The 24706-nt window shown below is 58.6% G+C and carries 22 protein-coding genes and 3 tRNA genes; 22 read left to right on the top strand and 3 right to left on the bottom strand.

The genetic code is table 11. The annotated features are described in order from the left end of the window. The first annotated feature begins 44 nt into the window (after positions 1 to 44). From orn to G9X48_RS20035, 4 genes are all read left to right on the top strand, one after another. Positions 45 to 590: an oligoribonuclease gene (gene orn, locus G9X48_RS20050; protein ID WP_007887500.1), complete on the top strand. Its 546-nt coding sequence runs from the start codon at positions 45 to 47 to the stop codon at positions 588 to 590. A 167-nt stretch (positions 591 to 757) separates the two neighbouring features. Next, positions 758 to 833: transfer RNA gene (locus G9X48_RS20045), tRNA-Gly, on the top strand. 155 nt (positions 834 to 988) lie between these two features. Then, positions 989 to 1064 (top strand) — tRNA-Gly (locus G9X48_RS20040). Positions 1065 to 1097: 33 nt separating this feature from the next. After that, positions 1098 to 1173, top strand: a tRNA-Gly gene (locus G9X48_RS20035). Between the two features lie 20 nt (positions 1174 to 1193). On the opposite strand, the gene G9X48_RS20030 is transcribed toward G9X48_RS20035, so the two are convergent. Together G9X48_RS20030 and queG are read right to left on the bottom strand one after the other, a co-directional pair. Further along, on the bottom strand, positions 1194 to 1430 hold the full coding sequence (locus G9X48_RS20030; RefSeq protein ID WP_097640935.1) for a hypothetical protein: 237 nt from the start codon (positions 1428 to 1430) through the stop codon (positions 1194 to 1196). Between the two features lie 12 nt (positions 1431 to 1442). Next, positions 1443 to 2582 carry a tRNA epoxyqueuosine(34) reductase QueG gene (gene queG / locus G9X48_RS20025; protein WP_004385286.1) on the bottom strand — a complete coding sequence of 380 codons (1140 nt, stop codon included), beginning with the start codon at positions 2580 to 2582 and terminating at the stop codon, positions 1443 to 1445. Here queG and nnr point away from each other — a divergent pair. From nnr to G9X48_RS19935, 18 genes are all read left to right on the top strand, one after another. Next, the gene (nnr, locus tag G9X48_RS20020; RefSeq protein WP_105629551.1) at positions 2581 to 4110 is read left to right on the top strand and encodes a bifunctional ADP-dependent NAD(P)H-hydrate dehydratase/NAD(P)H-hydrate epimerase; all 1530 of its coding nucleotides are present in this window, start codon (positions 2581 to 2583) and stop codon (positions 4108 to 4110) included. The two genes, queG and nnr, sit on opposite strands and share 2 nt — an antisense overlap. Then, entirely contained in the window at positions 4103 to 4561 is a 459-nt protein-coding gene (tsaE, locus tag G9X48_RS20015) for a tRNA (adenosine(37)-N6)-threonylcarbamoyltransferase complex ATPase subunit type 1 TsaE (RefSeq protein ID WP_012123684.1), read from the top strand. Before nnr ends, tsaE begins: the two co-directional genes overlap by 8 nt. Before the next feature lie 16 nt (positions 4562 to 4577). After that, complete coding sequence (gene amiB, locus G9X48_RS20010; RefSeq protein ID WP_097640937.1) at positions 4578 to 5924, top strand: N-acetylmuramoyl-L-alanine amidase AmiB; 1347 nt, start codon at positions 4578 to 4580, stop codon at positions 5922 to 5924. 9 nt (positions 5925 to 5933) lie between these two features. Next, positions 5934 to 7841 carry a DNA mismatch repair endonuclease MutL gene (gene mutL, locus G9X48_RS20005; RefSeq protein ID WP_097640938.1) on the top strand — a complete coding sequence of 636 codons (1908 nt, stop codon included), beginning with the start codon at positions 5934 to 5936 and terminating at the stop codon, positions 7839 to 7841. Then, positions 7834 to 8784 carry a tRNA (adenosine(37)-N6)-dimethylallyltransferase MiaA gene (gene miaA / locus G9X48_RS20000; protein ID WP_097640939.1) on the top strand — a complete coding sequence of 317 codons (951 nt, stop codon included), beginning with the start codon at positions 7834 to 7836 and terminating at the stop codon, positions 8782 to 8784. The genes mutL and miaA overlap by 8 nt, the downstream gene beginning before the upstream one ends. 100 nt (positions 8785 to 8884) lie before the next feature. Next, positions 8885 to 9193 (top strand): RNA chaperone Hfq, encoded by a 309-nt coding sequence (gene hfq, locus G9X48_RS19995; RefSeq protein ID WP_004385293.1) that lies wholly within the window; start codon positions 8885 to 8887, stop codon positions 9191 to 9193. Between the two features lie 73 nt (positions 9194 to 9266). Further along, positions 9267 to 10547, top strand: coding sequence for a ribosome rescue GTPase HflX (gene hflX, locus G9X48_RS19990; RefSeq protein ID WP_004385294.1), 1281 nt, complete (start codon positions 9267 to 9269; stop codon positions 10545 to 10547). Between the two features lie 171 nt (positions 10548 to 10718). Next, the gene (hflK, locus tag G9X48_RS19985; RefSeq protein ID WP_004385295.1) at positions 10719 to 11963 is read left to right on the top strand and encodes an FtsH protease activity modulator HflK; all 1245 of its coding nucleotides are present in this window, start codon (positions 10719 to 10721) and stop codon (positions 11961 to 11963) included. Positions 11964 to 11965: 2 nt separating this feature from the next. Beyond that, positions 11966 to 12970 carry a protease modulator HflC gene (gene hflC / locus G9X48_RS19980; RefSeq protein ID WP_007778385.1) on the top strand — a complete coding sequence of 335 codons (1005 nt, stop codon included), beginning with the start codon at positions 11966 to 11968 and terminating at the stop codon, positions 12968 to 12970. A 44-nt stretch (positions 12971 to 13014) separates the two neighbouring features. Continuing rightward, positions 13015 to 13230, top strand: a complete 216-nt coding sequence (locus tag G9X48_RS19975) for a DUF2065 domain-containing protein (RefSeq protein ID WP_097640940.1) — start codon at positions 13015 to 13017, stop codon at positions 13228 to 13230. Between the two features lie 102 nt (positions 13231 to 13332). Next, positions 13333 to 14631 (top strand): adenylosuccinate synthase, encoded by a 1299-nt coding sequence (locus G9X48_RS19970; protein WP_004385298.1) that lies wholly within the window; start codon positions 13333 to 13335, stop codon positions 14629 to 14631. A 154-nt stretch (positions 14632 to 14785) separates the two neighbouring features. Further along, the gene (gene nsrR / locus G9X48_RS19965) at positions 14786 to 15211 is read left to right on the top strand and encodes a nitric oxide-sensing transcriptional repressor NsrR (protein ID WP_004385299.1); all 426 of its coding nucleotides are present in this window, start codon (positions 14786 to 14788) and stop codon (positions 15209 to 15211) included. A 36-nt stretch (positions 15212 to 15247) separates the two neighbouring features. Further along, positions 15248 to 17713 carry a ribonuclease R gene (gene rnr / locus G9X48_RS19960; RefSeq protein ID WP_097640941.1) on the top strand — a complete coding sequence of 822 codons (2466 nt, stop codon included), beginning with the start codon at positions 15248 to 15250 and terminating at the stop codon, positions 17711 to 17713. Between the two features lie 81 nt (positions 17714 to 17794). Continuing rightward, complete coding sequence (gene rlmB, locus G9X48_RS19955; RefSeq protein WP_004385300.1) at positions 17795 to 18526, top strand: 23S rRNA (guanosine(2251)-2'-O)-methyltransferase RlmB; 732 nt, start codon at positions 17795 to 17797, stop codon at positions 18524 to 18526. 156 nt (positions 18527 to 18682) lie between these two features. Beyond that, on the top strand, positions 18683 to 19081 hold the full coding sequence (locus G9X48_RS19950; RefSeq protein ID WP_004385301.1) for a DUF350 domain-containing protein: 399 nt from the start codon (positions 18683 to 18685) through the stop codon (positions 19079 to 19081). 21 nt (positions 19082 to 19102) lie between these two features. Then, complete coding sequence (locus G9X48_RS19945) at positions 19103 to 19759, top strand: DUF1190 domain-containing protein (RefSeq protein ID WP_004385302.1); 657 nt, start codon at positions 19103 to 19105, stop codon at positions 19757 to 19759. Continuing rightward, on the top strand, positions 19760 to 20947 hold the full coding sequence (locus G9X48_RS19940) for a glutathionylspermidine synthase family protein (RefSeq protein WP_097640942.1): 1188 nt from the start codon (positions 19760 to 19762) through the stop codon (positions 20945 to 20947). Between the two features lie 90 nt (positions 20948 to 21037). Continuing rightward, the gene (locus tag G9X48_RS19935; protein WP_097640943.1) at positions 21038 to 22672 is read left to right on the top strand and encodes an isovaleryl-CoA dehydrogenase; all 1635 of its coding nucleotides are present in this window, start codon (positions 21038 to 21040) and stop codon (positions 22670 to 22672) included. Here the strand turns inward: G9X48_RS19935 and G9X48_RS19930 are convergent, their stop codons facing one another. Then, a complete protein-coding gene (locus tag G9X48_RS19930; protein WP_012123695.1) occupies positions 22673 to 24604 on the bottom strand; it encodes a methyl-accepting chemotaxis protein in 1932 nt (643 codons plus the stop codon). Between the last annotated feature and the right edge of the window lie 102 nt (positions 24605 to 24706).

Below are 24706 nucleotides of genomic sequence, written 5' to 3'. Positions count from 1 at the left end.
ACTGCCTGTCACCCCAGCGTGACGCGATACGGATGGAAAATAGCATGAGTGCCAATGAAAACAACCTCATTTGGATCGATCTGGAAATGACCGGGCTTGACCCGCGACAGGATCGCATCATCGAGATCGCCACCCTGGTGACCGACGCCAACCTCAACATTCTGGCGGAAGGGCCGGTTATCGCCGTGCATCAGTCTGACGAGCAGCTGGCGCTGATGGATGACTGGAACGTGCGCACCCATACCGCCAGCGGGCTGGTGGATCGCGTGAAGGCGAGCACGATGGGCGATCGCGAAGCGGAACTGGCGACCCTCGAATTTCTTAAGCAGTGGGTACCGGCCGGAAAATCGCCCATCTGCGGCAACAGCATCGGCCAGGATCGCCGCTTCCTGTTTAAATATATGCCGGAGCTGGAAGCGTATTTCCACTACCGCTATCTGGATGTCAGCACCCTGAAAGAGCTGGCGCGCCGCTGGAAGCCGGAAGTGCTCGATGGCCTTAAAAAACAGAATACCCACCAGGCGCTGGACGACATCCGCGAATCGGTAGCGGAACTCGCCTATTACCGCGAACATTTTATAAAATTGTGATGCAAGCGAGGGGCTAAGCCCCTCTTTTGTTGATAAAGTGATCGCTTTGGCGAATAAAAACGCAGTCAGACAAAAATCACGAAAAAAAGCGTTTAAGGGGTTGCGGTAGAAATCATTTCTCGTATAATGCGCCTCCCGTAACGACACAGAAATGTGAATTACGCAGAGCGGGAATAGCTCAGTTGGTAGAGCACGACCTTGCCAAGGTCGGGGTCGCGAGTTCGAGTCTCGTTTCCCGCTCCAAAATTTGAAATCGCCGAAAGGCAGCACCACCCAATCAACGTATTTCGGGTTGCGACAAGGCGGAAACTGAACGAATTCTTGGGAGCTTACTTAAGTAAGTGACTAAGATGAGTGAAGGCAGCCAACGCAGTAGCAGCCAGAAAGACAAAGATTAAGCGGGAATAGCTCAGTTGGTAGAGCACGACCTTGCCAAGGTCGGGGTCGCGAGTTCGAGTCTCGTTTCCCGCTCCAAAATTTGAAATGCCGAAAGGCAACACCACCCAAGCGGGAATAGCTCAGTTGGTAGAGCACGACCTTGCCAAGGTCGGGGTCGCGAGTTCGAGTCTCGTTTCCCGCTCCAAATCTCCTTCATTGTACAAATTATCCACAGCGATAACGCGCGCTACGGCGGGTTTTTGACGTTTGTGCCACACTTTTCTGAACAGACTTATCCACAGAATGCATAAAGTTATCCTGTGAGCAGAAATGATAACTTTGTTCACATCTTTTCTTTATCTTATTGATATTTATAATAAATAATTTATTACCAAATGTTAATTTTGAGGCTTTTTGATAATCATCGCCTTTGAATGACAAGACTTTTTTAATTTTATTCACAGCGAAACGCGTCTAGGCGTCGCGCGGCAAGCCTTTCTCAATCACTCTGACCAGCCGCTGTTTCTGCGGTAGCTGCACTTCCACCACGCAGGCATTACGTTTGTCTGTTTGTTGCGCAATCGCCCAGTCAATATGCTCATCAAGAAGTGGGTGCTCACCTTTGCGCTGTTGCAACGCCGTGATATTAGCCTCGTCCCAGGGCGCGTTGCCGAGCGCGACCGCGATATTACGCAGCCAGCGTAAGTGGCCAATGCGGCGGATCGCCGACCCTTCCGTGACTTTCAGAAAGTGCGCTTCGCTCCAGCTAAACAGTTCAATCAGCTTTGGCGCGTGCAGCGCCTGGCGCGGGCTGAAATCCGCTTCATCGGTGAGTTGTGAAAAACGGTTCCACGGGCAAATTAACTGGCAGTCGTCGCAGCCATAAATGCGGTTGCCCATCAGCGGGCGAAACTCTTCAGGGATCGCGCCTTCAAGCTCAATGGTCAGATAGGAGATGCAGCGGCGCGCATCGACCGTGTACGGCTCGACAATCGCGCCGGTGGGGCAGATGGTCATGCAGGCCACGCAGCGCCCGCAGCCTTCTTCGACAGGCTTATCCACTGGTAGCGGTATATCCACCAGCAGTTCGCCAAGAAAGAAAAACGACCCGGCGTCGCGACTTAAAATCAGCGAATGCTTGCCGGTCCAGCCGAGACCCGCTTTTTCGGCGAGCGGGCGCTCAAGGATGGGCGCGGAGTCGACAAAAGGTCTAAAATTCAGCGATGCGCAATGCTGTTGCAGCGTTTCGCCGAGTTTTTTCAGCCGGTTTCTCAAAAGCTTATGGTAATCGCGCCCCAGGGCGTAACGGCTCACGTAGCCGAGCGAGGGATCTTTCAGCGTGCTGGCAAACGCCGCCCTGGCAGGCAGATAGTTCATGCGCACGCTGATAACGCGCAGCGTGCCGGGCAGCAGCTCATGCGGGCGGGCGCGTAGCATACCGTGACGCGCCATCCACTCCATTTCGCCATGGTACTGTTTATCCAGCCACGCCTGTAACGCGCCTTCGCTGGCGCTGAGATCGGTATCGGTAATACCGACCTGCTGGAAACCGAGCTCGGCACCCCATTGTTTAATTTTTTGCGCTAACTGATTGAGATCGAGGGGTTCAGACATGACGGACCACGGGATGAAAAAAAACGACGCCAGTATACCACACTCCGTCTGGCCCGCAGACTGGCTGCGCACGGCGGAACGCGAGGCGGCGGACAGCCTCGGGCTGACGCTCTATGAACTGATGCAACGCGCGGGCGATGCGGTGTTTCAGGTGGCGCGCGCGGCGTATCCGCACAGCCAGCGCTGGCTGGTGCTGTGCGGTCACGGCAATAACGGTGGCGATGGTTATGTGGTGGCGCGTCTGGCGCAGGCGGCGGGCATTGACGTGACGCTGCTGGCGCTGGAAAGCGACAAACCCTTGCCGGAAGAGGCGCAGGCCGCGCGCGAGGCCTGGCTTAACGCAGGCGGTGAAATCCATGCGCCGCACACGCCGCTGCCGGAAACCTGCGATCTGATTATCGATGCATTGCTCGGCACGGGGCTTTCTCAGGCTCCGCGCGAGAACGTCGCCGCGCTGATTGAACAGGCGAATAAACATCGGGCACCCGTAGTGGCGCTGGATACTCCGTCCGGCCTGCTGGCGCAAACCGGCGCTGCGCCGGGCGCGGTGATTCATGCCGCGCATACCGTGACGTTCATTGCGCTCAAGCCGGGGCTGCTTACTGGCCGCGCCCGTGACGTCGTCGGGCAGCTGCATTATCACGCGCTGGGGCTTGAGGCGTGGCTTGCCGGGCAACAGGCGCCGTATGCGCGCTTCGACGCAACGCAGCTCTCCCGCTGGCTCCGGCCGCGCCGTCCTGGTTCGCATAAAGGCGATAACGGCAAGCTGGTGATTATCGGCGGCGATCATGGCACCGCCGGTGCCATCCGCATGACCGGCGAGGCGGCGCTGCGTGCGGGCGCAGGCCTGGTGCGAGTACTTACTCGCGCGGAAAACATCGCGCCGCTGGTGACTGCACGCCCGGAGCTGATGGTGCATGAACTCACCAGCGATGCGCTCGACGCCAGTCTGGAATGGGCCGACGTCGTGGTTATCGGGCCGGGGCTCGGGCAGCAGGAGTGGGGCAAATCGGCGCTGGCGAAAGTACGCCAGTGCGACAAACCGATGCTGTGGGATGCGGACGCGCTTAACCTTCTGGCAATCGCTCCCGATACCAGTCACAATCGCATTCTTACGCCGCACCCCGGCGAGGCCGCGCGGTTACTTAACCGTAGCGTGGCAGAAATTGAGAGTGACCGCTTACTTAGCGCCAGAGAGCTGGCGCAGCGCTACGGGGGTTGCGTGGTGCTGAAAGGCGCGGGAACGGTGGTAACAGGGCCGCAGGACGAATGCGGCATTATCGATGTCGGTAATCCTGGCATGGGTACGGGCGGCATGGGCGACGTGCTTTCCGGTATTATCGGCGCGTTGCTGGCGCAGGGGCTTAACCTTTTTGATGCCGCCTGCGCAGGCAGCGTGGCGCACGGCGCGGCGGCAGATGCGCTTGCCATGCGCTTTGGCACGCGCGGCATGCTGGCAATCGATCTGTTTTCCACGCTCTATCGTTTTGTTAACCCGGATATAGACACAGACCAGAATCATGATTAATCGCGTTATACCTTTACCCGAAGAGCAGGCCACCCTCGATCTCGGCGCACGCGTGGCGCGTGCCTGCACCGGCGCGACCGTTATCCATCTGTATGGCGACTTGGGCGCGGGCAAAACCACATTCAGCCGTGGCTTTCTGCAGGCGTGCGGTCATCAGGGCAACGTGAAAAGCCCGACGTACACGCTGGTTGAGCCTTATACGCTGGAAAACAGAATGGTCTACCACTTCGATCTCTATCGTCTGGCCGATCCGGAAGAGCTGGAGTTCATGGGCATTCGCGATTACTTCACCGACGACGCCATTTGCCTTGTCGAGTGGCCGCAGCAGGGCGCGGGCGTGTTGCCGTCGCCCGATATCGAAATCCACTTGTCATGGCAGGAGCAAGGGCGAGAAGCGCGGGTGAAAGCGGTCTCCGCCGCCGGTGACGCGCTGCTGGCCCGCCTCGCCTGAACGCAAGGACGACAGGATGATCACACGCATGAAAAACTGGGTAGTGGCGCTTCTGCTGGCGATATGCGCGCCCGCGTTCGGGGCGACGCTGTCTGATATTCAGGTGTCCAACGGCGACGGCCAGGCGCGGATCACCTTAAGTTTTATGGGCGATCCTGAATACGCTTACTCGCAGCAGGGTAAGCGCAGCGTCGCCCTTGATATTAAACAGACCGGCATGATTCAGGGCCTGCCGCTGATCTTTAGCGGCGAAAACCTGGTCAAGAGCATTCGCGCCGGCCAGCCGAAAGATAATCAGTCGCTGCGTCTGGTGGTCGATTTAACCAAAGATGGCAAAGCGCGCGCGGTAAAACAGCAAAAGGGCGCAGGCTATAACGTCGTCTTTACGATCGACGCCGACGAGCCGCCGCCGCCACCGCCGCCACCGGTTGTGGCGCAGCGCGAGCCCGTCGCCGCTCCCGTTCGATCATCCGAGCCTGCGCGCAACCCGTTTCGCACCGATAACGACCGTATCACCAGCGTCGTCGGCAGCAATACCGTGACGCGGCCGGGGCGCAGCGTCAGCCGGGCCGCGACATCCGACCGCGTGGTGGTGGCTATCGACGCCGGACATGGCGGCCAGGATCCCGGCGCTATCGGCCCCGACGGCGTGCGCGAGAAAAACGTCACCATCGCTATCGCCCGTAAGCTGCGAACGCTGCTTAATGACGATCCGATGTTTAAGGGCGTGCTGACCCGCGACGGCGACTATTTTATCTCCGTCATGGGCCGCTCCGATGTGGCGCGCCAGCAAAACGCGAATCTGTTGGTCTCCATTCACGCCGACGCCGCGCCTAACCGCGACGCCACCGGCGCATCCGTCTGGGTGCTCTCGAATCGTCGTGCCAACAGCGAAATGGCGAGCTGGCTTGAGCAGCACGAGAAACAATCAGAGCTTCTCGGCGGCGCAGGCGACGTGCTCGCGAACAGCCAGGCGGACCCGTACCTGAGCCAGGCGGTACTGGATTTGCAGTTCGGCCATTCACAGCGCGTCGGGTATGATGTCGCCACCAGCGTGCTCGGGCAGCTTCAGCGGGTGGGCGCGCTGCATAAGCGGCGGCCAGAACACGCAAGCCTCGGCGTGCTGCGCTCGCCGGATATCCCGTCGCTCTTAGTGGAGACCGGTTTTATCAGCAATACCGGCGAAGAGCGATTGCTGGCAAGTGATGACTATCAGCAGCAAATTGCCGAAGCGATTTATCAGGGGCTGCGCAACTACTTTATTGCGCATCCGCTCCAGGCCGCGCCAAAGGGTGACGGCGGAACGGGGCAGACCGCCCGCTCCGCTGACAACGCCACAAGTCAGGTCACCGTGATTCAGTAAGGAGAATTCATGCCGATTCAGGTTCTGCCGCCGCAGCTTGCGAACCAGATCGCCGCGGGCGAGGTGGTGGAGCGCCCTGCGTCGGTCGTGAAAGAGCTGGTGGAAAACAGCCTTGATGCGGGCGCCACGCGCATTGATATCGATATTGAGCGTGGCGGCGCGAAGCTTATCCGCATCCGCGATAACGGCGCTGGCATTAAGAAAGATGAGCTGGCGCTGGCGCTGGCGCGTCACGCCACCAGTAAAATCGCCTCGCTGGACGATCTCGAAGCCATTATCAGCCTCGGCTTTCGCGGCGAGGCGCTGGCCAGTATCAGCTCGGTATCGCGTCTCACGCTCACCTCGCGCACCGCCGATCAGCAGGAAGCCTGGCAGGCGTACGCCGAAGGCCGCGATATGGAGGTGACCGTCAAACCGGCGGCGCACCCGGTCGGCACCACGCTGGAAGTGCTGGATCTGTTCTACAACACCCCCGCGCGGCGCAAATTTATGCGCACCGAGAAAACCGAATTCACGCACATCGACGAAGTGGTGCGGCGCATCGCGCTGGCGCGCTTTGACGTGACGATAAACCTCAGCCATAACGGCAAAATGATGCGTCAGTACCGGGCCGTGCAGGGCAACGCGCCGCGTGAACGCCGTCTTGGCAGCATTTGCGGCCCGGCATTTCTGGAGCACGCGCTGGCTATCGAGTGGCAGCACGGCGATCTGGCGTTGCGCGGTTGGGTGGCGGAGCCGAAAGGCACTACGGCGGCACTGGCCGAAATCCAGTACTGCTATGTAAATGGCCGTATGATGCGCGACCGGTTGATTAACCATGCGATTCGCCAGGCCTGCGAAGATAAGCTCGGCATCGATCAGCAGCCTGCCTATGTGCTGTATCTGGAAATCGATCCGCATCAGGTGGATGTGAACGTGCATCCGGCCAAGCATGAAGTGCGTTTTCACCAGTCGCGGCTGGTGCACGATTTTATCTATCAGGGCGTGGTGAGCGTGCTGCAGCAGCAGGCGGCAAATCCGCTCTCTCTCAATGAACCGGCCGAGGACGCGCCACGCTTTCAGCCGGAAAACCGCGTCGCGGCGGGAAAAAATCAGTTTGCCGACCCGGCGCCGCGTGAGCGTGTGAGCGCACGCGAGAACGACGCGCCGCGCTATTCATCCGGCGGGGCGTCAGCAGGCAGCAACGCAGGGCGCAGCGCTGCCAGCAGCGGCGGCTGGCCGCATGCGATACCGGGCTATCAGAAACAGCAGGGCGCGCTGTACAAACAATTGCTGGAGACGCCCGCGGTGACGCCGCCGCCTGCCGCGCCTTCGGTGACAAGCCCGCGTGAGGTTATGCCGCCCGCGCCTGCGCTGGACGGGCATTCGCACAGTTTTGGACGCGTGCTGACGCTGGTGTCTGAAAACGTGGCGCTGCTTGAGCGCGACGGTAAGCTCATGCTGCTGGCCTTAAGCGTGGCGGAGCGCTGTCTCAAACAGGCGCAGCTGTTGCCGCATGATGAAGCGCCCTGCGCACAGCCGTTACTGATTCCGGTTCGTCTGAAAATTTCCGGCGACGAGCGCGATATTATGACCCGCGCGCAGCCGCAACTGGCGCGCCTGGGTATCGAAATCGTCCTCGACGGGCATCACGTGACAATTCGTGCAGTGCCTTTACCCTTACGCCAACAAAATTTACAAATCTTGATTCCCGAACTGATAGGCTACCTGGCGCAGCAACCAAATGCTGACGACGCCGCTATTGCCGGATGGCTTGCCCGCCATCTGGTTATCGCGCAACCGTGGAGCGTCGCGCAAGCCATCGCGACGCTGGCGGAGCTCGAAAGGCTGTGTCCGCAGATGGTGAAAACGCCGCCGGGTGGTCTATTACAACCTATTGATCTACAACCGGCGATGAATGCCCTGACACATGAATGATGTAAGTAAAACAGGCCTTCCGAAGGCGATTTTTCTGATGGGGCCGACGGCATCCGGCAAAACGGCGTTAGCCATTCGCCTGCGCCAGACGCTGCCGGTGGAGCTGATTAGCGTGGATTCCGCGCTGGTCTATAAGGGCATGGATATCGGCACCGCCAAGCCTGATGCGCACGAATTGTCGCAGGCGCCGCACCGCTTGCTGGATATTATCGATCCCGCGCAGGCGTACTCCGCGGCCGATTTCCGCCGCGATGCGCTACAAGCGATGGCGGAGATTGTCGCCGCCGGGCGCATACCGCTGCTGGTGGGCGGCACCATGCTCTACTTTAAGGCGTTGCTGGAAGGGCTTTCGCCGCTTCCTTCAGCGGATCCGACCATCAGAGCGGAGATCGAACGGCAGGCAGCAGAGCAGGGGTGGGACGCATTACACCGCAAGCTTCAGGATATCGACCCTGTCGCGGCGCAGCGAATCCATCCCAACGATCCGCAAAGGCTTTCCCGGGCACTGGAAGTTTTTTTCATTTCGGGTAAAACTTTAACGGAACTGACGCAAACGTCAGGAGAAGCTCTGCCCTATCAGGTGCATCAGTTCGCCATCGCCCCGGCGAGCCGTGAACTGCTCCATCAGCGCATTGAGCAGCGTTTTCACCAGATGTTGGCTTCAGGTTTTGAGGCAGAAGTCCGGGCGTTATTTGCCCGTGGAGATTTGCATACGGACATGCCTTCCGTTCGTTGCGTGGGATACCGTCAGATGTGGTCTTATCTGGCGGGTGAAATCTCATACGACGAAATGGTTTATCGAGGTATTTGCGCCACGAGACAGTTAGCGAAGCGGCAAATGACCTGGCTGCGCGGTTGGGAAGGCGTACACTGGCTCGACAGTGAGAAGCCTCAACAGGCGTACAGCGATGTGTTACAGGTTATTGGTGCGAAGCAACAATGAATGTGTACAATTGAACCGTATCGTGCGCGGATTTTTACGCAGTTTTTCAGAGCCCAAGGGTTCAAGAGTATAAACAACAAGCATATAAGGAAAAGATAGAATGGCTAAGGGGCAATCTTTGCAAGATCCGTTCCTCAACGCGCTGCGTCGGGAACGTGTTCCAGTTTCTATTTATTTGGTGAATGGTATTAAGCTGCAAGGTCAGATTGAATCTTTCGATCAGTTCGTGATCCTGTTGAAAAACACGGTCAGCCAGATGGTTTATAAGCACGCGATCTCGACCGTGGTGCCGTCTCGTCCGGTTTCTCACCATAGTAACAACGCGGGTGGCGGTTCCAATAACTACCATCACAGCAACAACGCACAGCCATCTTCCGCTGCCTCTCAGGATAGCGAAGACGCCGAGTAAGGCCTGGCTGTTGCTCCATGTCGGGGGACCAGTTCGTCTGTGTTCCCCGCTGGTATTTTAAGAGGGTTTACGCTTGTTTGACCGTTATGATGCCGGTGAGCAGGCGGTGCTGGTACACATCTATTTTACGCAAGACAAAGATATGGAAGACCTCCAGGAGTTCGAATCTCTGGTCTCTTCCGCCGGTGTCGAAGCATTACAGGTGATTACCGGTAGCCGTAAAGCGCCGCACCCAAAGTATTTTGTTGGTGAAGGTAAAGCCGTTGAGATTGCCGATGCAGTCAAAGCCACTGGGGCGTCTGTTGTCCTTTTTGATCATGCGTTGACCCCGGCTCAGGAACGTAATCTTGAGCGCCTGTGCGAGTGTCGCGTTATCGACCGCACCGGCCTGATTCTTGATATTTTCGCCCAGCGTGCGCGCACCCATGAAGGGAAGCTGCAGGTTGAGCTGGCGCAGCTGCGCCATTTAGCCACGCGACTGGTGCGCGGCTGGACCCACCTTGAGCGCCAGAAAGGCGGTATCGGCCTGCGCGGCCCGGGTGAAACCCAGCTGGAAACCGACCGTCGTTTACTGCGTAACCGTATTACTCAGATCCTCTCGCGGCTGGAGCGCGTCGAGAAGCAGCGAGAGCAGGGACGTCGGTCGCGTACCAAAGCCGATATTCCCACCGTCTCTCTGGTGGGCTACACCAACGCCGGCAAATCCACCCTGTTTAACCAAATCACCACGGCTGAGGTGTATGCAGCGGATCAGCTGTTTGCGACACTCGACCCGACGCTGCGCCGCATAGACGTCGCGGATGTCGGCGAAACGGTGCTGGCGGATACGGTCGGGTTTATCCGCCATCTGCCGCACGATCTGGTCGCGGCGTTTAAAGCCACGCTGCAGGAGACGCGTCAGGCGACGCTGCTGCTGCATGTGATCGACGCGGCGGATGTCCGCATGGCGGAGAATATCGAGGCGGTTAATACCGTGCTCGAAGAAATCGACGCCCACGAGATCCCGACGCTGCTGGTGATGAATAAAGTCGACATGCTGGAGGATTTCGAGCCGCGTATCGACAGGAACGACGAGAATGTGCCCATCCGCGTGTGGCTTTCCGCGCAGACGGGGGCGGGCGTGCCACTGCTTTTCCAGGCCCTGACGGAACGTCTCTCCGGCGAAATAGTCCAGCGTGCGCTGCGTCTTCCGCCGGAAGCGGGGCGTCTGCGGAGCCGGTTTTACCAGCTTCAGGCGATCGAAAAAGAGTGGATGGAGGAGGACGGTTGCGTCGGACTGCAAGTTCGCATGCCGATTGTTGACTGGCGTCGCCTCTGTAAACAGGAACCGGCATTGGTTGACTACGTGGTCTAACCGGCCGGCCGAAGCCTGAAAATATTCCCCTTTGGGGGGTACCCGGATGAACTCAGGCGGCGTGATGACGCCTGCGCTTTTTCGCATTAGCACAATGAATGAAAGCGCACGCCATCACGCCATCTGAAGGACGAAAGGTATATCACCGCATAACAAATATGGAGCATAAACATGGCGTGGAATCAGCCCGGTAATAACGGACAGGACCGCGACCCGTGGGGAAGCAGCAAGCCTGGCGGCAACTCTGGGGGAAATAAAGGCGGTCGCGAGCAGGGGCCGCCGGATCTGGATGATATCTTCCGTAAACTCAGCAAAAAGCTGGGCGGCATTGGCGGTGGTAAAGGCGGCGGTGCTTCGCAGGAGCCACGTAGCCCGGTCGGCGGTCGTATTGTCGGTATCGTCGCGGTCGCTGCGGTCGTCTTATGGGCCGTCACCGGGTTCTATACCATCAAAGAAGCTGAGCGCGGCGTTGTGACGCGTTTTGGCAAATTCAGCCATCTGGTTGAGCCGGGCCTTAACTGGAAGCCCACCTTTATTGATGAAGTGGTGCCGGTTAACGTAGAGGCCGTGCGTGAGCTGGCCGCCTCCGGCATCATGCTGACGTCTGATGAAAACGTCGTGCGCGTTGAGATGAACGTCCAGTACCGCGTGACCGATCCGCAGCGCTACCTGTTTAGCGTCGCCAACGCGGACGACAGCCTGCGTCAGGCTACCGACAGCGCCCTGCGCGGCGTCATCGGTAAATACACGATGGACCGCATTCTGACGGAAGGCCGTACCGTTATCCGTAGCGATACCCAGCGCGAGCTGGAAGAGACCATTCGTCCGTACAACATGGGCATTACGCTGCTCGACGTTAACTTCCAGGCCGCCCGTCCGCCGGAAGAGGTAAAAGCCGCGTTTGACGATGCCATTGCCGCCCGTGAAAACGAACAGCAGTACATCCGTGAAGCGGAAGCGTACAGCAACGAAGTGCAGCCGCGAGCGAACGGTCAGGCGCAGCGTATTCTGGAAGAAGCCCGCGCGTATAAAACGCAGACTGTCCTGGAAGCTCAGGGTGAAGTGGCGCGCTTTGCGAAGATCCTGCCGGAATATAAAGCCGCGCCGGAAATTACCCGCGAGCGTCTGTATATCGAAACCATGGAAAAAGTGCTTAGCCACACCCGTAAAGTGCTGGTCAACGATAAAGGCGGAAACCTGATGGTGTTACCGCTGGATCAGATGCTGAAAGGCGGCTCCGCGCCTGCCGCGAGCGACGACAACAACAGCGGCAATCCGCTGCTGCGTCTGCCGCCGGCTTCCGGTAGCGGCAACAGCGGCGCGAGCAACAGCGCGTCCTCTGGCCGTGGCGATATTATGGATCAACGCCGTGCCAACGCGCAGCGTAACGATTACCAGCGCGAAGGGAGTGAATAACGATGCGTAAGTCAGTCATTGCGGTAATCATCATCGCGTTGGTGGTGCTTTACACCTCGATTTTTGTGGTGAAAGAGGGTGAGCGCGGCATCATCCTGCAGTTCAGTAAAGTGGTGCGCGACAACGATAATAAGCCGAAAGTGTATGAGCCTGGCCTGCACTTTAAGTTGCCGTTTATCGAGTCGGTGAAGACGCTGGACGCCCGTATCCAGACCATGGATAACCAGGCGGATCGTTTCGTCACCAAAGAGAAGAAAGACCTGATCGTCGATTCTTACATCAAATGGCGCATCAGCGATTTCAGCCGTTACTACCTTGCGACAGGCGGCGGCGATCTCTCTCAGGCGGAAGTGCTGCTGAAACGTAAGTTCTCTGACCGTCTGCGTTCTGAAATTGGTCGTCTCGACGTGAAAGACATCGTGACCGATTCTCGTGGTCGTCTGACGTCTGAAGTGCGCGAAGCGCTGAACTCCGGTTCTGCGGGCACTGAAGATGAAGTCGAAACCCCGGCGGCGGATGACGCTATCGCCTCTGCGGCGAAACGCGTGACCGAAGAGACCAACGGCAAAGTGCCGGTGATCAACCCGAACAGCATGGCCGCACTCGGTATTGAAGTGGTTGACGTGCGTATCAAGCAGATCAACCTGCCGGCGGAAGTTTCGGAAGCTATCTTCAACCGTATGCGCGCCGAGCGTGAAGCGGTCGCCCGTCGTCATCGTTCGCAGGGCCAGGAAGAGGCCGAGAAACTGCGCGCGGCGGCGGATTACGAAGTGACCCGTACACTTGCGGAAGCAGAGCGTCAGGCGCGTATCCTGCGTGGTGAAGGTGATGCCGAAGCCGCGAAACTGTTCGCCGACGCGTTCAGCCAGGATCCGGATTTCTACGCCTTTATCCGCAGCCTGCGTGCCTACGAGAGCAGCTTTAACTCCAATCAGGACGTGATGGTGTTAAGCCCGGACAGCGATTTTTTCCGCTATATGAAAACGCCGGCCAATAGCGCACGCTAAGCCCTTACCCTAAACAAGAGCCGGTCATTACCGGCTCTTTTTTTATGCAGGTTTTACGCACAACGAATACAACGGTTTTGCTGGCGCTGGGTCTGGTACTGGTCGTCGAGGGGCTCGGCCCGCTGCTTTTTCCACGTCTGTGGCGGCGGATGATCCTCTCTGTGGCGCAAATGCCGGACACCTTACTGCGCCGTTTCGGTGGCGGTCTTGTGGTTGCCGGGATTGTTATCTACTACATGTTGAGGAAAACGATTAACTGAATAAAAATCGGGCAAAATCGACGAAATTTGTATACAAAAAGGGCTGAACATCAGCAAAGCTGGTGTTAGAATCCTTTTTTAAGCAAACGGTGATTTTGAAAAATGGGTAACAACGTCGTCGTACTGGGCACCCAATGGGGTGACGAAGGTAAAGGGAAGATCGTCGATCTTCTGACTGAACGGGCTAAATATGTTGTACGCTACCAGGGCGGTCACAACGCAGGCCATACTCTCGTAATCAACGGTGAAAAAACCGTCCTTCATCTTATTCCATCAGGCATTCTTCGCGATAACGTCACCAGCATCATTGGTAACGGCGTTGTGCTGTCGCCTGCCGCGCTGATGAAAGAGATGAAGGAACTGGAAGACCGTGGTATCCCGGTTCGCGAACGTCTGCTGTTATCTGAAGCCTGCCCGCTGATCCTCGACTACCACGTCGCGCTCGACGTCGCACGTGAGAAAGCGCGCGGTGCCAAAGCCATCGGCACCACCGGTCGCGGCATTGGCCCGGCCTATGAAGATAAAGTCGCACGTCGCGGTCTGCGCGTGGGCGATCTCTTTGATAAAGCCACTTTCGCTGAAAAACTGAAAGAAGTGCTGGAATACCACAACTTCCAGCTGGTGAACTTCTACAAAGTCGAAGCGGTTGACTACCAGAAAGTGCTGGACGACGTCATGGCGATTGCCGACGTGCTGACCAGCATGGTGGTGGATGTTTCCGATCTGCTGGATCAGGCGCGTAAACGTGGCGACTTCATCATGTTTGAAGGCGCGCAGGGTACGCTGCTGGATATCGACCACGGCACCTATCCGTATGTCACCTCCTCCAACACCACCGCTGGCGGCGTCGCGACCGGTTCCGGCATTGGCCCGCGTTATGTGGATTACGTGCTCGGCATCATCAAAGCCTACTCCACCCGCGTGGGCGCAGGCCCGTTCCCGACCGAGCTGTTCGACGATGTCGGCGAATTCCTGTGCAAAAAAGGCAATGAATTCGGTGCCACCACCGGTCGTCGCCGTCGTACCGGCTGGCTGGATGCGGTAGCGGTGCGCCGCGCCGTGCAGATCAACTCCCTGTCCGGCTTCTGCCTGACCAAACTGGACGTCCTGGACGGTCTGGAAGAGGTGAAAATCTGCGTCGCTTACCGTATGCCGGATGGCCGCGAAGTCACCACCACCCCGATGGCGGCGGATGACTGGGAAGGTATCGAGCCGATTTACGAAACCATGCCGGGCTGGTCTGAATCCACCTTCGGCGTGAAAGAGCGCAGCGGCCTGCCGCAGGCGGCGCTGAACTATATCAAACGTATTGAAGAAGTCACCGGCGTGCCGATCGACATCATCTCTACCGGTCCGGATCGTACCGAAACCATGATCCTGCGCGATCCGTTCGACGCATAAAATGACCAGGGGCGCGGCAAACGCGCCCTTTGTTTTCCCGGTTTTTACCCGCCTTTTTCAAATAAATTAGCCGCCTGACATGTGGCTGGTTTATCATCAATATATCGCCCACTGGGCGAACCGCGTTTTTCCCCTCCCATATTCTGAGGTTGATGTGCAGTTAACGAGTTTTACCGATTTCGGGCTACGGGCTTTGATCTATATGGCGTCCTTGCCGGAAGGCCGCATGACCAGCATTTCTGAAGTCACTGAGGTGTACGGCGTCTCCCGCAATCATATGGTCAAAATAATCAACCAACTTAGTCGTGCGGGCTATGTGACCGCCGTGAGGGGTAAAAACGGCGGGATCCGCCTTGGCAAACCAGCCGCAACCATCCGTATTGGTGATGTCGTGCGTGAGCTGGAGCCCCTGTCTATAGTGAACTGCAGTAGCGCGTTCTGTCACATCACCCCCGCGTGTCGCCTGAAACAGGTGCTGGGCGACGCGGTGGCGCGCTTTCTTCAGGAACTGGATAACTACACGCTGGCCGATTTAGTGCAGGAAAACCAGCCGCTTTACAAATTACTGCTGGTGGAATGACGCATTCGCGCCACTGATGACAACGGAGGAACCGCTATGTCACACGATCCTTTTCAGGAACGAGAAGCTGAAAAGTACGCCAATCCCATCCCGAGCCGGGAATTCATCCTTGAGCATTTAACCAAACGTGAAAAACCGGCTAACCGCGATGAACTGGCGTCTGAACTCGGCATTGAAGGCGAGGAACAGCTGGAAGCGCTGCGTCGCCGCCTGCGCGCCATGGAGCGCGACGGCCAGTTAGTCTTTACCCGCCGCCAGTGCTATGCGCTGCCGGAACGTCTTGATCTGCAAAAAGGCACCGTCATCGGCCATCGCGACGGTTACGGGTTTTTACGCGTCGAAGGACGCAAAGACGATCTTTATCTCTCGTCTGAGCAGATGAAAACCTGCATTCACGGCGATATCGTGCTGGCGCAGCCGCTCGGTTCAGACCGCAAAGGCCGCCGCGAAGCGCGTATCGTGCGCGTGCTGGTGCCGAAGCAGAGCAATATCGTCGGGCGCTATTTCACCGACGCGGGCGTCGGCTTCGTGGTGCCGGACGACAGCCGCCTGAGCTTTGATATCCTCATTCCGCCGGAAGAGGTGATGGGCGCACGCATGGGCTATGTCGTGGTCGTCGAGCTGACACAGCGTCCGACGCGCCGCACCAAAGCTATCGGTAAAATTGTTGAAGTGCTCGGCGACAACATGGGCACCGGCATGGCCGTCGATATGGCGCTGCGCACCCATGAAATCCCTTACGTCTGGCCGAAAGCCGTCGAAGAACAGATTGCGCACCTGAAAGAAGAAGTGCCGGAAGAGGCCAAAGTGGGGCGCGTCGATTTGCGCAACCTGCCGCTCGTCACCATCGACGGCGAAGACGCCCGCGACTTTGACGACGCCGTATTCTGTGAGAAAAAACGCGGCGGCGGCTGGCGCCTGTGGGTGGCTATCGCCGACGTCAGCTACTATGTACGTCCGCCAACGCCGCTTGATAACGAAGCGCGCAACCGCGGCACGTCGGTTTACTTCCCGTCGCAGGTTGTCCCGATGCTGCCGGAAGTGCTCTCCAACGGCCTGTGTTCGCTGAATCCGCAGGTGGATCGCCTCTGTATGGTCTGTGAGATGACGATCTCCGCCAAAGGCCGTCTCACTGGCTATAAATTCTATGAAGCGGTGATGAGCTCGCACGCCCGTCTGACCTACACCAAGGTGTGGCATATTCTGCAGGGCGATGAAGATCTGCGCAGCCAGTATCAACCGCTGGTGAAGCATCTTGAAGAGCTGCACACGCTGTATAAAGCGCTGGAAGAGGCGCGCACCGAGCGCGGCGGTATCTCGTTTGAGAGCGAAGAGGCGAAGTTCATCTTCAACGCCGAGCGCCGTATCGATCGCATCGAGCAGACCCAGCGTAACGACGCGCACAAGCTTGTCGAAGAGTGCATGATCCTCGCCAACATTTCGGCGGCGCGCTTTGTCGAGAAGCACAAAGAGCCGGCGTTGTTCCGTATTCACGATCGTCCGACCAACGAAGCGATCACCTCGTTCCGCTCCGTGCTCGCAGAACTGGGGCTGGAGCTGCCGGGCGGCAACAAGCCGGAACCGCGCGACTACGCCGAGCTGCTTGATTCCATCGCCGATCGTCCCGATCACGAGATGCTGCAAACCATGCTGCTGCGCTCGATGAAGCAGGCGATTTACGATCCGGAAAACCGCGGCCACTTTGGCCTCGCGCTGCAATCCTACGCGCATTTTACCTCGCCGATTCGCCGCTACCCGGATCTCACGCTGCACCGCGCGATTAAATACCTGATCGCCAAAGAGCAGGGCCACGAAGGCAACACCACCGAAAGCGGTGGCTGGCACTACACCATGGAAGAGATGCTGCAACTGGGCCAGCACTGTTCCATGACGGAACGCCGCGCCGACGAAGCCACCCGTGAAGTGGCGGACTGGCTGAAGTGCGACTTCATGCAGGATCAGGTCGGCCAGACCTTCTCCGGCGTGATTTCAAGCGTCACCGGCTTTGGTTTCTTCGTGCGCCTGACCGATCTCTTTATCGATGGCCTGGTGCATGTCTCGTCGCTGGATAACGACTATTACCGCTTTGATCAGGTCGGTCAGCGGTTGATTGGCGAATCCGGCGGCCAGACGTATCGTCTGGGCGACCGCGTCGAAGTCAAAGTCGAAGCGGTTAACATGGACGAGCGTAAAATCGATTTCTCGCTCATCTCCAGCGAACGCGGGCCACGTAACGTGGGTAAAACCGCGCGCGAGCGCGAGAAGCGAGGCGGCGGCGCTAAAAACCGCAGCCGTCGTCAGGTCGGCAAGCGCCAGAATTTCGAACCCAACGAGGCATTTCGCAGCGAGAAAGGCCGTGGAAAGGTGAAGAAAGACGGCGCGGTGCGGGCAGAGAAGAGCGACAAACCGGCGAAAAGCAGTAAAAAACCGTCGGCCAAAACGCAGAAAATCGCGGCCGCTACTAAAGCGAAGCGCGCGGCGAAGAAACAGCGCGACAACTAATCGCGGGGCCTGCGAGCCAGGCCCGATTTATTACGTATTGCCTAACACCGGGCGGCTTGCCGCCCATAACGAGTACCATTCATGAGTGAAATGATTTACGGCATCCACGCGGTGCAGGCCCTGCTGGAGCGCGCTCCCGAGCGCTTTCAGGAAGTGTTTATTCTGAAAGGGCGTGAAGATAAACGTCTGCTGCCGCTGATCCACGCGCTGGAAGCGCAGGGCGTGCCAGTGCAGGTGGCAAACCGCCAGTGGCTGGATGAAAAAGCGGATGGCGCGGTGCATCAGGGTATCGTCGCGCGCGTCAAGCCGGGGCGTCAGTATGGCGAAAACGATCTGCCGGATCTGCTGGCGGCGCACGCGCAGCCATTCCTGTTGATCCTGGACGGCGTGACCGATCCGCATAACCTCGGCGCCTGCCTGCGCAGCGCCGACGCGGCGGGCGTACATGCCGTGATCGTGCCGAAAGATCGCTCCGCGCAGCTTAACGCGACCGCTAAAAAAGTCGCCTGTGGCGCGGCGGAAAGCGTGCCGCTGATCCGCGTGACCAACCTCGCGCGCACCATGCGTCTGTTGCAGGAAGAGAATGTCTGGATCGTCGGCACGGCGGGCGAGGCGGATCATACGCTCTACCAGAGCAAAATGACCGGCCCGCTGGCGCTGGTGATGGGCGCGGAAGGGGAAGGGATGCGTCGTCTCACCCGTGAACACTGCGATGAGCTTATCAGCATCCCGATGGCGGGCAGCGTCTCCTCGCTGAACGTCTCGGTGGCGACAGGCATCTGCCTTTTCGAGGCCGTGCGTCAGCGCAGCTAATCGTAAAACCCTCTGCGGAGGGTTTTTTATTGCCCCCGCTCCCTGTGTAAAGTTTTATTAAAGCGCCAGAAACCCTAAACTCCGCTGCTACTATAAGCGCCACAGGCTATTTGCCTGTTTAATCAATACCTCTAACTGGACTCAGGAGATGCAACCGTGCAGACATTCCACGGACTGATGGCGTTTTGCGCTTACTTTTTTATCGGGCTGGCGATGATCAACTGTTTCATGTTCATCTACACCCGCATCACCGCTCACGACGAGTGGAAATTAATCAAAGAAAATAACAGCGCGGCGGCGATTACCTTCGGCGGCGCGATTTTAGGCTACGTGGTGCCGCTCGCCAGTGCGGCGATCAACTCCGTCAGTATCACGGACTATCTGATTTGGGGGGCGATCGCGCTCGTCGTCCAGCTTATAATCTACGGCGGCGTGCGTTTATATATGCCGAAACTGAGCGAGAAAATCATTAACCGCAACGTCGCGGCCGCTATTTTCATGGGCGTGGCGTCGCTGGCGGGCGGTATTCTGAACGCGGCCTGTATGACCTGGTAAAACGAAATAACAAGGAAGGCTATGTCGGCAGCAAGGAAAAGACGTGGAAAGAAAAATGGCGGTCATCCGGTTGCGAATACCTCGGATCTGAAATTTCTTCCACGCCCGGAGCCGGAACGAAAAGGGCCGAAAATACTCACGCTCGCCATCATGGGCGGCGCGGCGTTTTTCGGCCTCAAAGCCTGTCAGGATACCGGCGATAACGACAATGACGGCGATGGCGTCTATTACTCGACGCCCGACGAGTGCCGTGAGGACGGGAACCCGGCAGATCTCTGCACCAACGCCTGGAATACCGCTAAAGCCGAGTTTGAAAAAGATATTCCGCCGAAGCTCACCTGGGACGCCTGTAGCACCGCGTATGGCAATAACTGCTATTACGACGGCGTGGCGAAAACCTGGGTGCCGATGATGGCGGGCTTCCTGCTGGCGAGCAACAGAGACAAAAAGCGCGAGCTGGATGACTCCTCGTCGTCGTATTACACCTCAGGCTCCGGCTATCACTACTACTACACGCGCCCCGTCTGGCAAAACGCATCTGGCGATTATGTCTGGCGCGGCGGCAATCGCTCCGGTGCCAGCGCCAGCAGTCACAGCCTCGTCACCCGCAGCGCCACGACGATTTCCCGCGGCGGCTTTGGCCGTTCATCCAGCTCCCGCAGTAGCTGGGGAGGCTAAATGCTGCGCCATCACACGCCGGTGCGCCCGGATCTCGCGCGTATCGCCCACGAGCACGGCTTTCACTTTCATATTATTGACGATGAAATCTACTGGGATGAAAGCCGCGCCTACCGCTTTACGCTGCGCCAGATTGAAGAACAGATAGAAGCGCCCACCGCGGAGCTGCACGAGATGTGCCTTGACGTGGTGGATAGAGCCGTGCGCGATGCGCGCCTGCTTGAGCGGCTCGCCATTCCTGAGCTGTACTGGGACGCCATCGCCCAAAGCTGGAAAGACCAGGATCCGTCGCTTTACGGGCGCATGGATTTTGTCTGGACCGGGCAGGGTCCGGTGAAGCTGCTGGAGTACAACGCCGATACGCCCACCTCGCTGTACGAATCCGCGTATTTCCAGTGGCAGTGGCTGGAGGATGCGCGCCGTCAGGGCGTTATCCCGCGCGATGCCGATCAGTTCAACAGCCTTCAGGAGAAGCTCATCGCGCGTCTGGCTGAGATAGCGACGCCTGAACCGCTCTATTTCAGCTGCTGCCAGGAGTCTGAGGAGGATCGCGGCACGGTGCTGTACCTGGAAGACTGCGCGCGCCAGGCGGGCCTTGAGACGCGTTTTATCTATATCGAAGAGATTGGCCTGGGCCTTGGCGGCGTGCTGACGGATTTGGACGATAACGTTATCCGGCAGGCGTTTAAGCTCTATCCGCTGGAGTGGATGATGCGCGACGACAACGGCCCGCTGCTCTGTAAGCGCGCCGAGCGCTGGTATGAGCCGCTGTGGAAAAGCATTCTCAGCAATAAAGGACTGCTGCCGCTGCTCTGGGCGCAGTTCCCCGGCCATCCCAACCTGTTACCGGCGTGGTTTCATGACGATTTCGCGCGCGAGCGGCATGATGTCGCTCAGGCGCTTGCGGGCTACGCAGGGTACGTTCGCAAACCGCTGTTCTCACGTGAAGGCGGCAACGTGACGCTGTTTGATAACGCCGACCAGGTGCTGGCCCACGAAGAGGGTGATTACGGCAACGAGCCGGTTATCTGGCAGGCGTTTCAGGCGCTGCCGCGTTTTGGCAACAGCTATACGCTGCTCGGCAGCTGGATTGTCGGCAATGAGCCCGCGGGTATTGGCATCCGCGAAGATGTCTCGCTTATTACTAAAGATACCTCTCGTTTCATTCCTCACTATATCGCCGGCTGACGGGTTTTCACTTTTGTGAAGCACGCAGGCGGTTTCTTTTTCCTCTCCTTCCATACTTAACGCGGTTGTCACAGGTAAGGAGAGGGATTTATGCACTGGCAAACCCATACGGTGTTTAACCAGCCCGTCACGCTCAATAACAGCAATCTGTTTCTATCCGATACCGCGCTGCGCGAGGCGGTGCTGCGCGAAGGCGCAGGCTGGGACGCTGAATTGCTTGCAAGCATCGGCCAGCAGCTCGGCACGGCGGAATCGCTGGAATTAGGGCGACTGGCGAACGCCAATCCGCCAGAGCTGTTGCGCTATGACGCGCGCGGCGAGCGTCTTGACGACGTGCGCTTTCATCCGGCCTGGCACCTGCTGATGCAGGGGCTGTTCGCTAACCGGGTTCATAATCTGCCGTGGCTTGAGACGGCGCGCGAAGGCGCGCTGGTCGCCCGCGCGGCGCGCTTCGTCCTGCATGCTCAGGTGGAAGCGGGCACGCTGTGTCCGATTACTATGACGTTCGCCGCGACACCGCTGTTACAGGCTCATCTGCCGCCGCTGTTCGCCGACTGGCAGACCCCGCTGGCAAGCGAGCGCTACGATTCCCACCTGCTGCCCGGCGCGCAGAAACGCGGGCTGCTCATCGGCATGGGCATGACGGAAAAGCAGGGCGGTTCGGATGTGCTCAGTAATACCACCCGCGCGGAACCCGTAGCAGGGCGCGGCCCCGGCGAGGCGTACCGGCTGGTGGGCCATAAGTGGTTTTTCTCGGTGCCGCAAAGCGACGCGCATCTGGTGCTCGCACAGACAAAAGGCGGTCTTTCGTGTTTCTTCGTGCCGCGCTTTCTGCCGGATGGCCAGCGCAACGCGGTGCGCCTTGAGCGTCTGAAAGATAAACTCGGCAACCGCTCCAACGCCAGCAGCGAGGCGGAGTTTCTCGACGCGCTCGGCTGGCTGCTTGGCGAAGAGGGCGAAGGCGTGCGCCAGATCCTGCGTATGGGCGGCATGACGCGCTTTGACTGCGCGCTCGGCAGCCACGGACTGATGCGCCGCGCCCTGGCGGTGGCGCTTTATCACACCCATCAGCGTCAGGCGTTCGGCAAGAATCTTATCGATCAGCCGCTGATGCGTCAGGTGCTCGGACGCATGGCGCTGGAGCTGGAAGGGCAGACCGCGCTGCTGTTTCGTCTGGCGCGCGCCTGGGAGCAGCGCGAATCGCCGCATGAAGTGGCGTTCGCCCGGCTCTTTACGCCCGCCGCGAAATATGGCGTCTGCAAGCGCGGCATTCCGTTTGTGGCGGAGGCGATGGAAGCGCTCGGCGGCATCGGGTATTGCGAAGAGAGCGAGCTGCCGCGGCTTTACCGCGAAATGCCGGTCAACAGTATCTGGGAAGGCTCCGGCAATATCATGTGTCTTGATGTATTACGCGTGCTGACGCGCCAGCCGGGCGTGCTGGAGATGCTGAGCCATGAATTTGATGCGGTAAAAGGGCAGGACAGGCATTTCGATCGCGCATGGCGGCAGCTCGCCGGGCAGTTGCGCAGGCCCGATGAAGCGGCCGGGCGCGCCATTACCACGCAGCTCTTTTTACTGGCGAGTGGCGCTCAGGTGCTGCGCTCGCTGACACCGCCGCTGGCGCAGGCCTGGTGCCGGATGATGCTGGATACCCGTGGCGACAGCCCGCTACCAGAGCCGGTGCTGGCGCAGGCGCTACTGCGCGCCACGGGTGGGGCGGGCTGATTACGCCTTCAGGCGGAACAGGCTCACCAGTTCGTTCAGGTGGTTGCCTTTCTCACGCAACACCTGCGCGGTCTGCTCGCTGCGCGTCACGCGCTCGGCGTTGATGTGGGTGGCTTCGCCAATCTGGTGCATGGCGATATTCACCTGGCCAATACCGGCAGACTGCTCGTGCGAGGCGTGGTTGATTTCCGTCACCAGCTGATTGATCTGACCGATGCGGCTTATGATCGCTTCCATCGCCTTGCGCGTCTGCTCGGAGAGCGCGTGGCCTTCGCTGACTTTCGCCAGCGTGTCGCTGATGAGCTGCTCTATCTCTTTCACCGCATTGGCGCTGCGCGCCGCCAGCGCGCGGACTTCCTGCGCCACGACCGCGAAGCCTTTACCGTGCTCGCCCGCGCGGGCTGCTTCCACGGCGGCGTTCAGCGCCAGAATGTTGGTCTGGAAGGCAATAGATTCAATCACATGTGTGATATCCGCGATGCGCTGTGAAGCGCTGCGAATGTCGTTCATGGTGGTCACTGCGTTGCTGACCGTTTCGCCGCCGTGCTGCACGGCGTCAGACGCCTCTTTCACCAGGCTCTGGGTCTGCTCCATGTTGGCGGCGTTTTGCGACACCGTGGCCGCCAGCTGTTCCATACTTGCGGAGGTTTCCTCCACGCTGCTGGCCTGCTTGTTGATCTGCTCGCTGATTTCACCGCTGTCGGAGGCCAGCGCGCGGGTGCCGTGGCTGATATCGCCCGCGGCGTCGCGCACCTGGGTCACTATCTGCTGTAAGCCGTTGCCGATGCCGTTGATGGCGTCGATAAGCTGGCCGACCTCATCCTGGCGACGCGTATCGATGGTTTCGCGCAGATCGCCTGCGGCGTACTGGCGCGCAAGCGTAATGACATTACGCAGCGGCGCGGTAAGCCAGCGGCGAACGGTCCAGACAAACACGGCGGCAAACAACAGCGAGACGATAACGCCTGCGGCAAGGAACTGATTACGCATGCTCGTTACACCGCTCAGCAGCGTCGCTTTATCCACTTCGCCGACAATCACCCAGTTCCAGCCCGGCAGTTGCGTGAAGCTCAGCAGGGCGGTGCGGCCATCTTCTTTTTCCATCTCAAGCGTCCCCTGCGGCTCGCTCAGCACCGGTTTTAAGATAGCGTCCGGCCATGACGGGCGTTTGCCTTCATCGCTCGAATGGAAAAGGAACTGGCCGTAGGTTTTGCCCGGCGCGCGGTTAATGACATAAAAATGTCCGCTTTCGCCCAGACGGCGATTGAGGATTTTATTGCGCATCACTTGCCATGAGTTGGTGATATCCACCCCGACAAACAGAATCGCGATCACCTTGCCACTGGCGTCTTTCACCGGTTCGTATTGCGTGATGTAGCGTTTGCCGAACAGCAGCGCCAGGCCGCGGTAGGTTTCGCCTTTCATGACCGGCGCGAACGCCGGACTTGCGGTATCGAGCTGCGTGCCGATAGCGCGGCTGCCATCCTCTTTACGCAGCGAGGTCGCCACGCGCACGAAGTTATCACCGCTGCGGACAAACAGCGTGGCGATAGCGCCGGTGCGGGTCAGGAAATCATCGGGCAGCGCGTTGTTTTCATGCAGCGACGTTTCGCCGCCTTTAAGCATTGGCACGCTGATGCCATTGATGCTTTGCATCTGGCTTTCGTCACGGCTGATGGGTTGCGGAATAAAGCTGTTGAAGAGTTTGGTAAAGCTTGCCACTTCCTCACTGAGGCTGCTGTCGAACATCTGCGCCATATCCACCACGCTTGTGGTCTGGTTATGGAGATCTTCAAGCGCCAGCGCTTCCAGCTGTTCGCTGGCTTTGTGACTTAATGCAAACGTGAACAATAAAAAAAGGGCCGCGACCGCGACGCCCGTGAGGAATGAAAGCTTCGCGCCCAGTCCCCAGCGTTGAAATGAGAGTGTCATAAAAGAGCCCAAAAGTGCCAGTATTTGGCACCTTCAACGGCAGTTGAGCCCTAATATTTAGTGAGTAAATGTAACTATTTGTTTCAATCTATTTTGATTTAG

The sequence above is a fragment of the Cronobacter sp. HA18006 genome (genome assembly GCF_011605445.1).
GTDB lineage: Bacteria > Pseudomonadota > Gammaproteobacteria > Enterobacterales > Enterobacteriaceae > Cronobacter > Cronobacter sakazakii.
The sequence above is the reverse complement of the archived record's forward strand: the minus strand, read 5'-3'. Positions and strand labels throughout refer to the sequence as shown.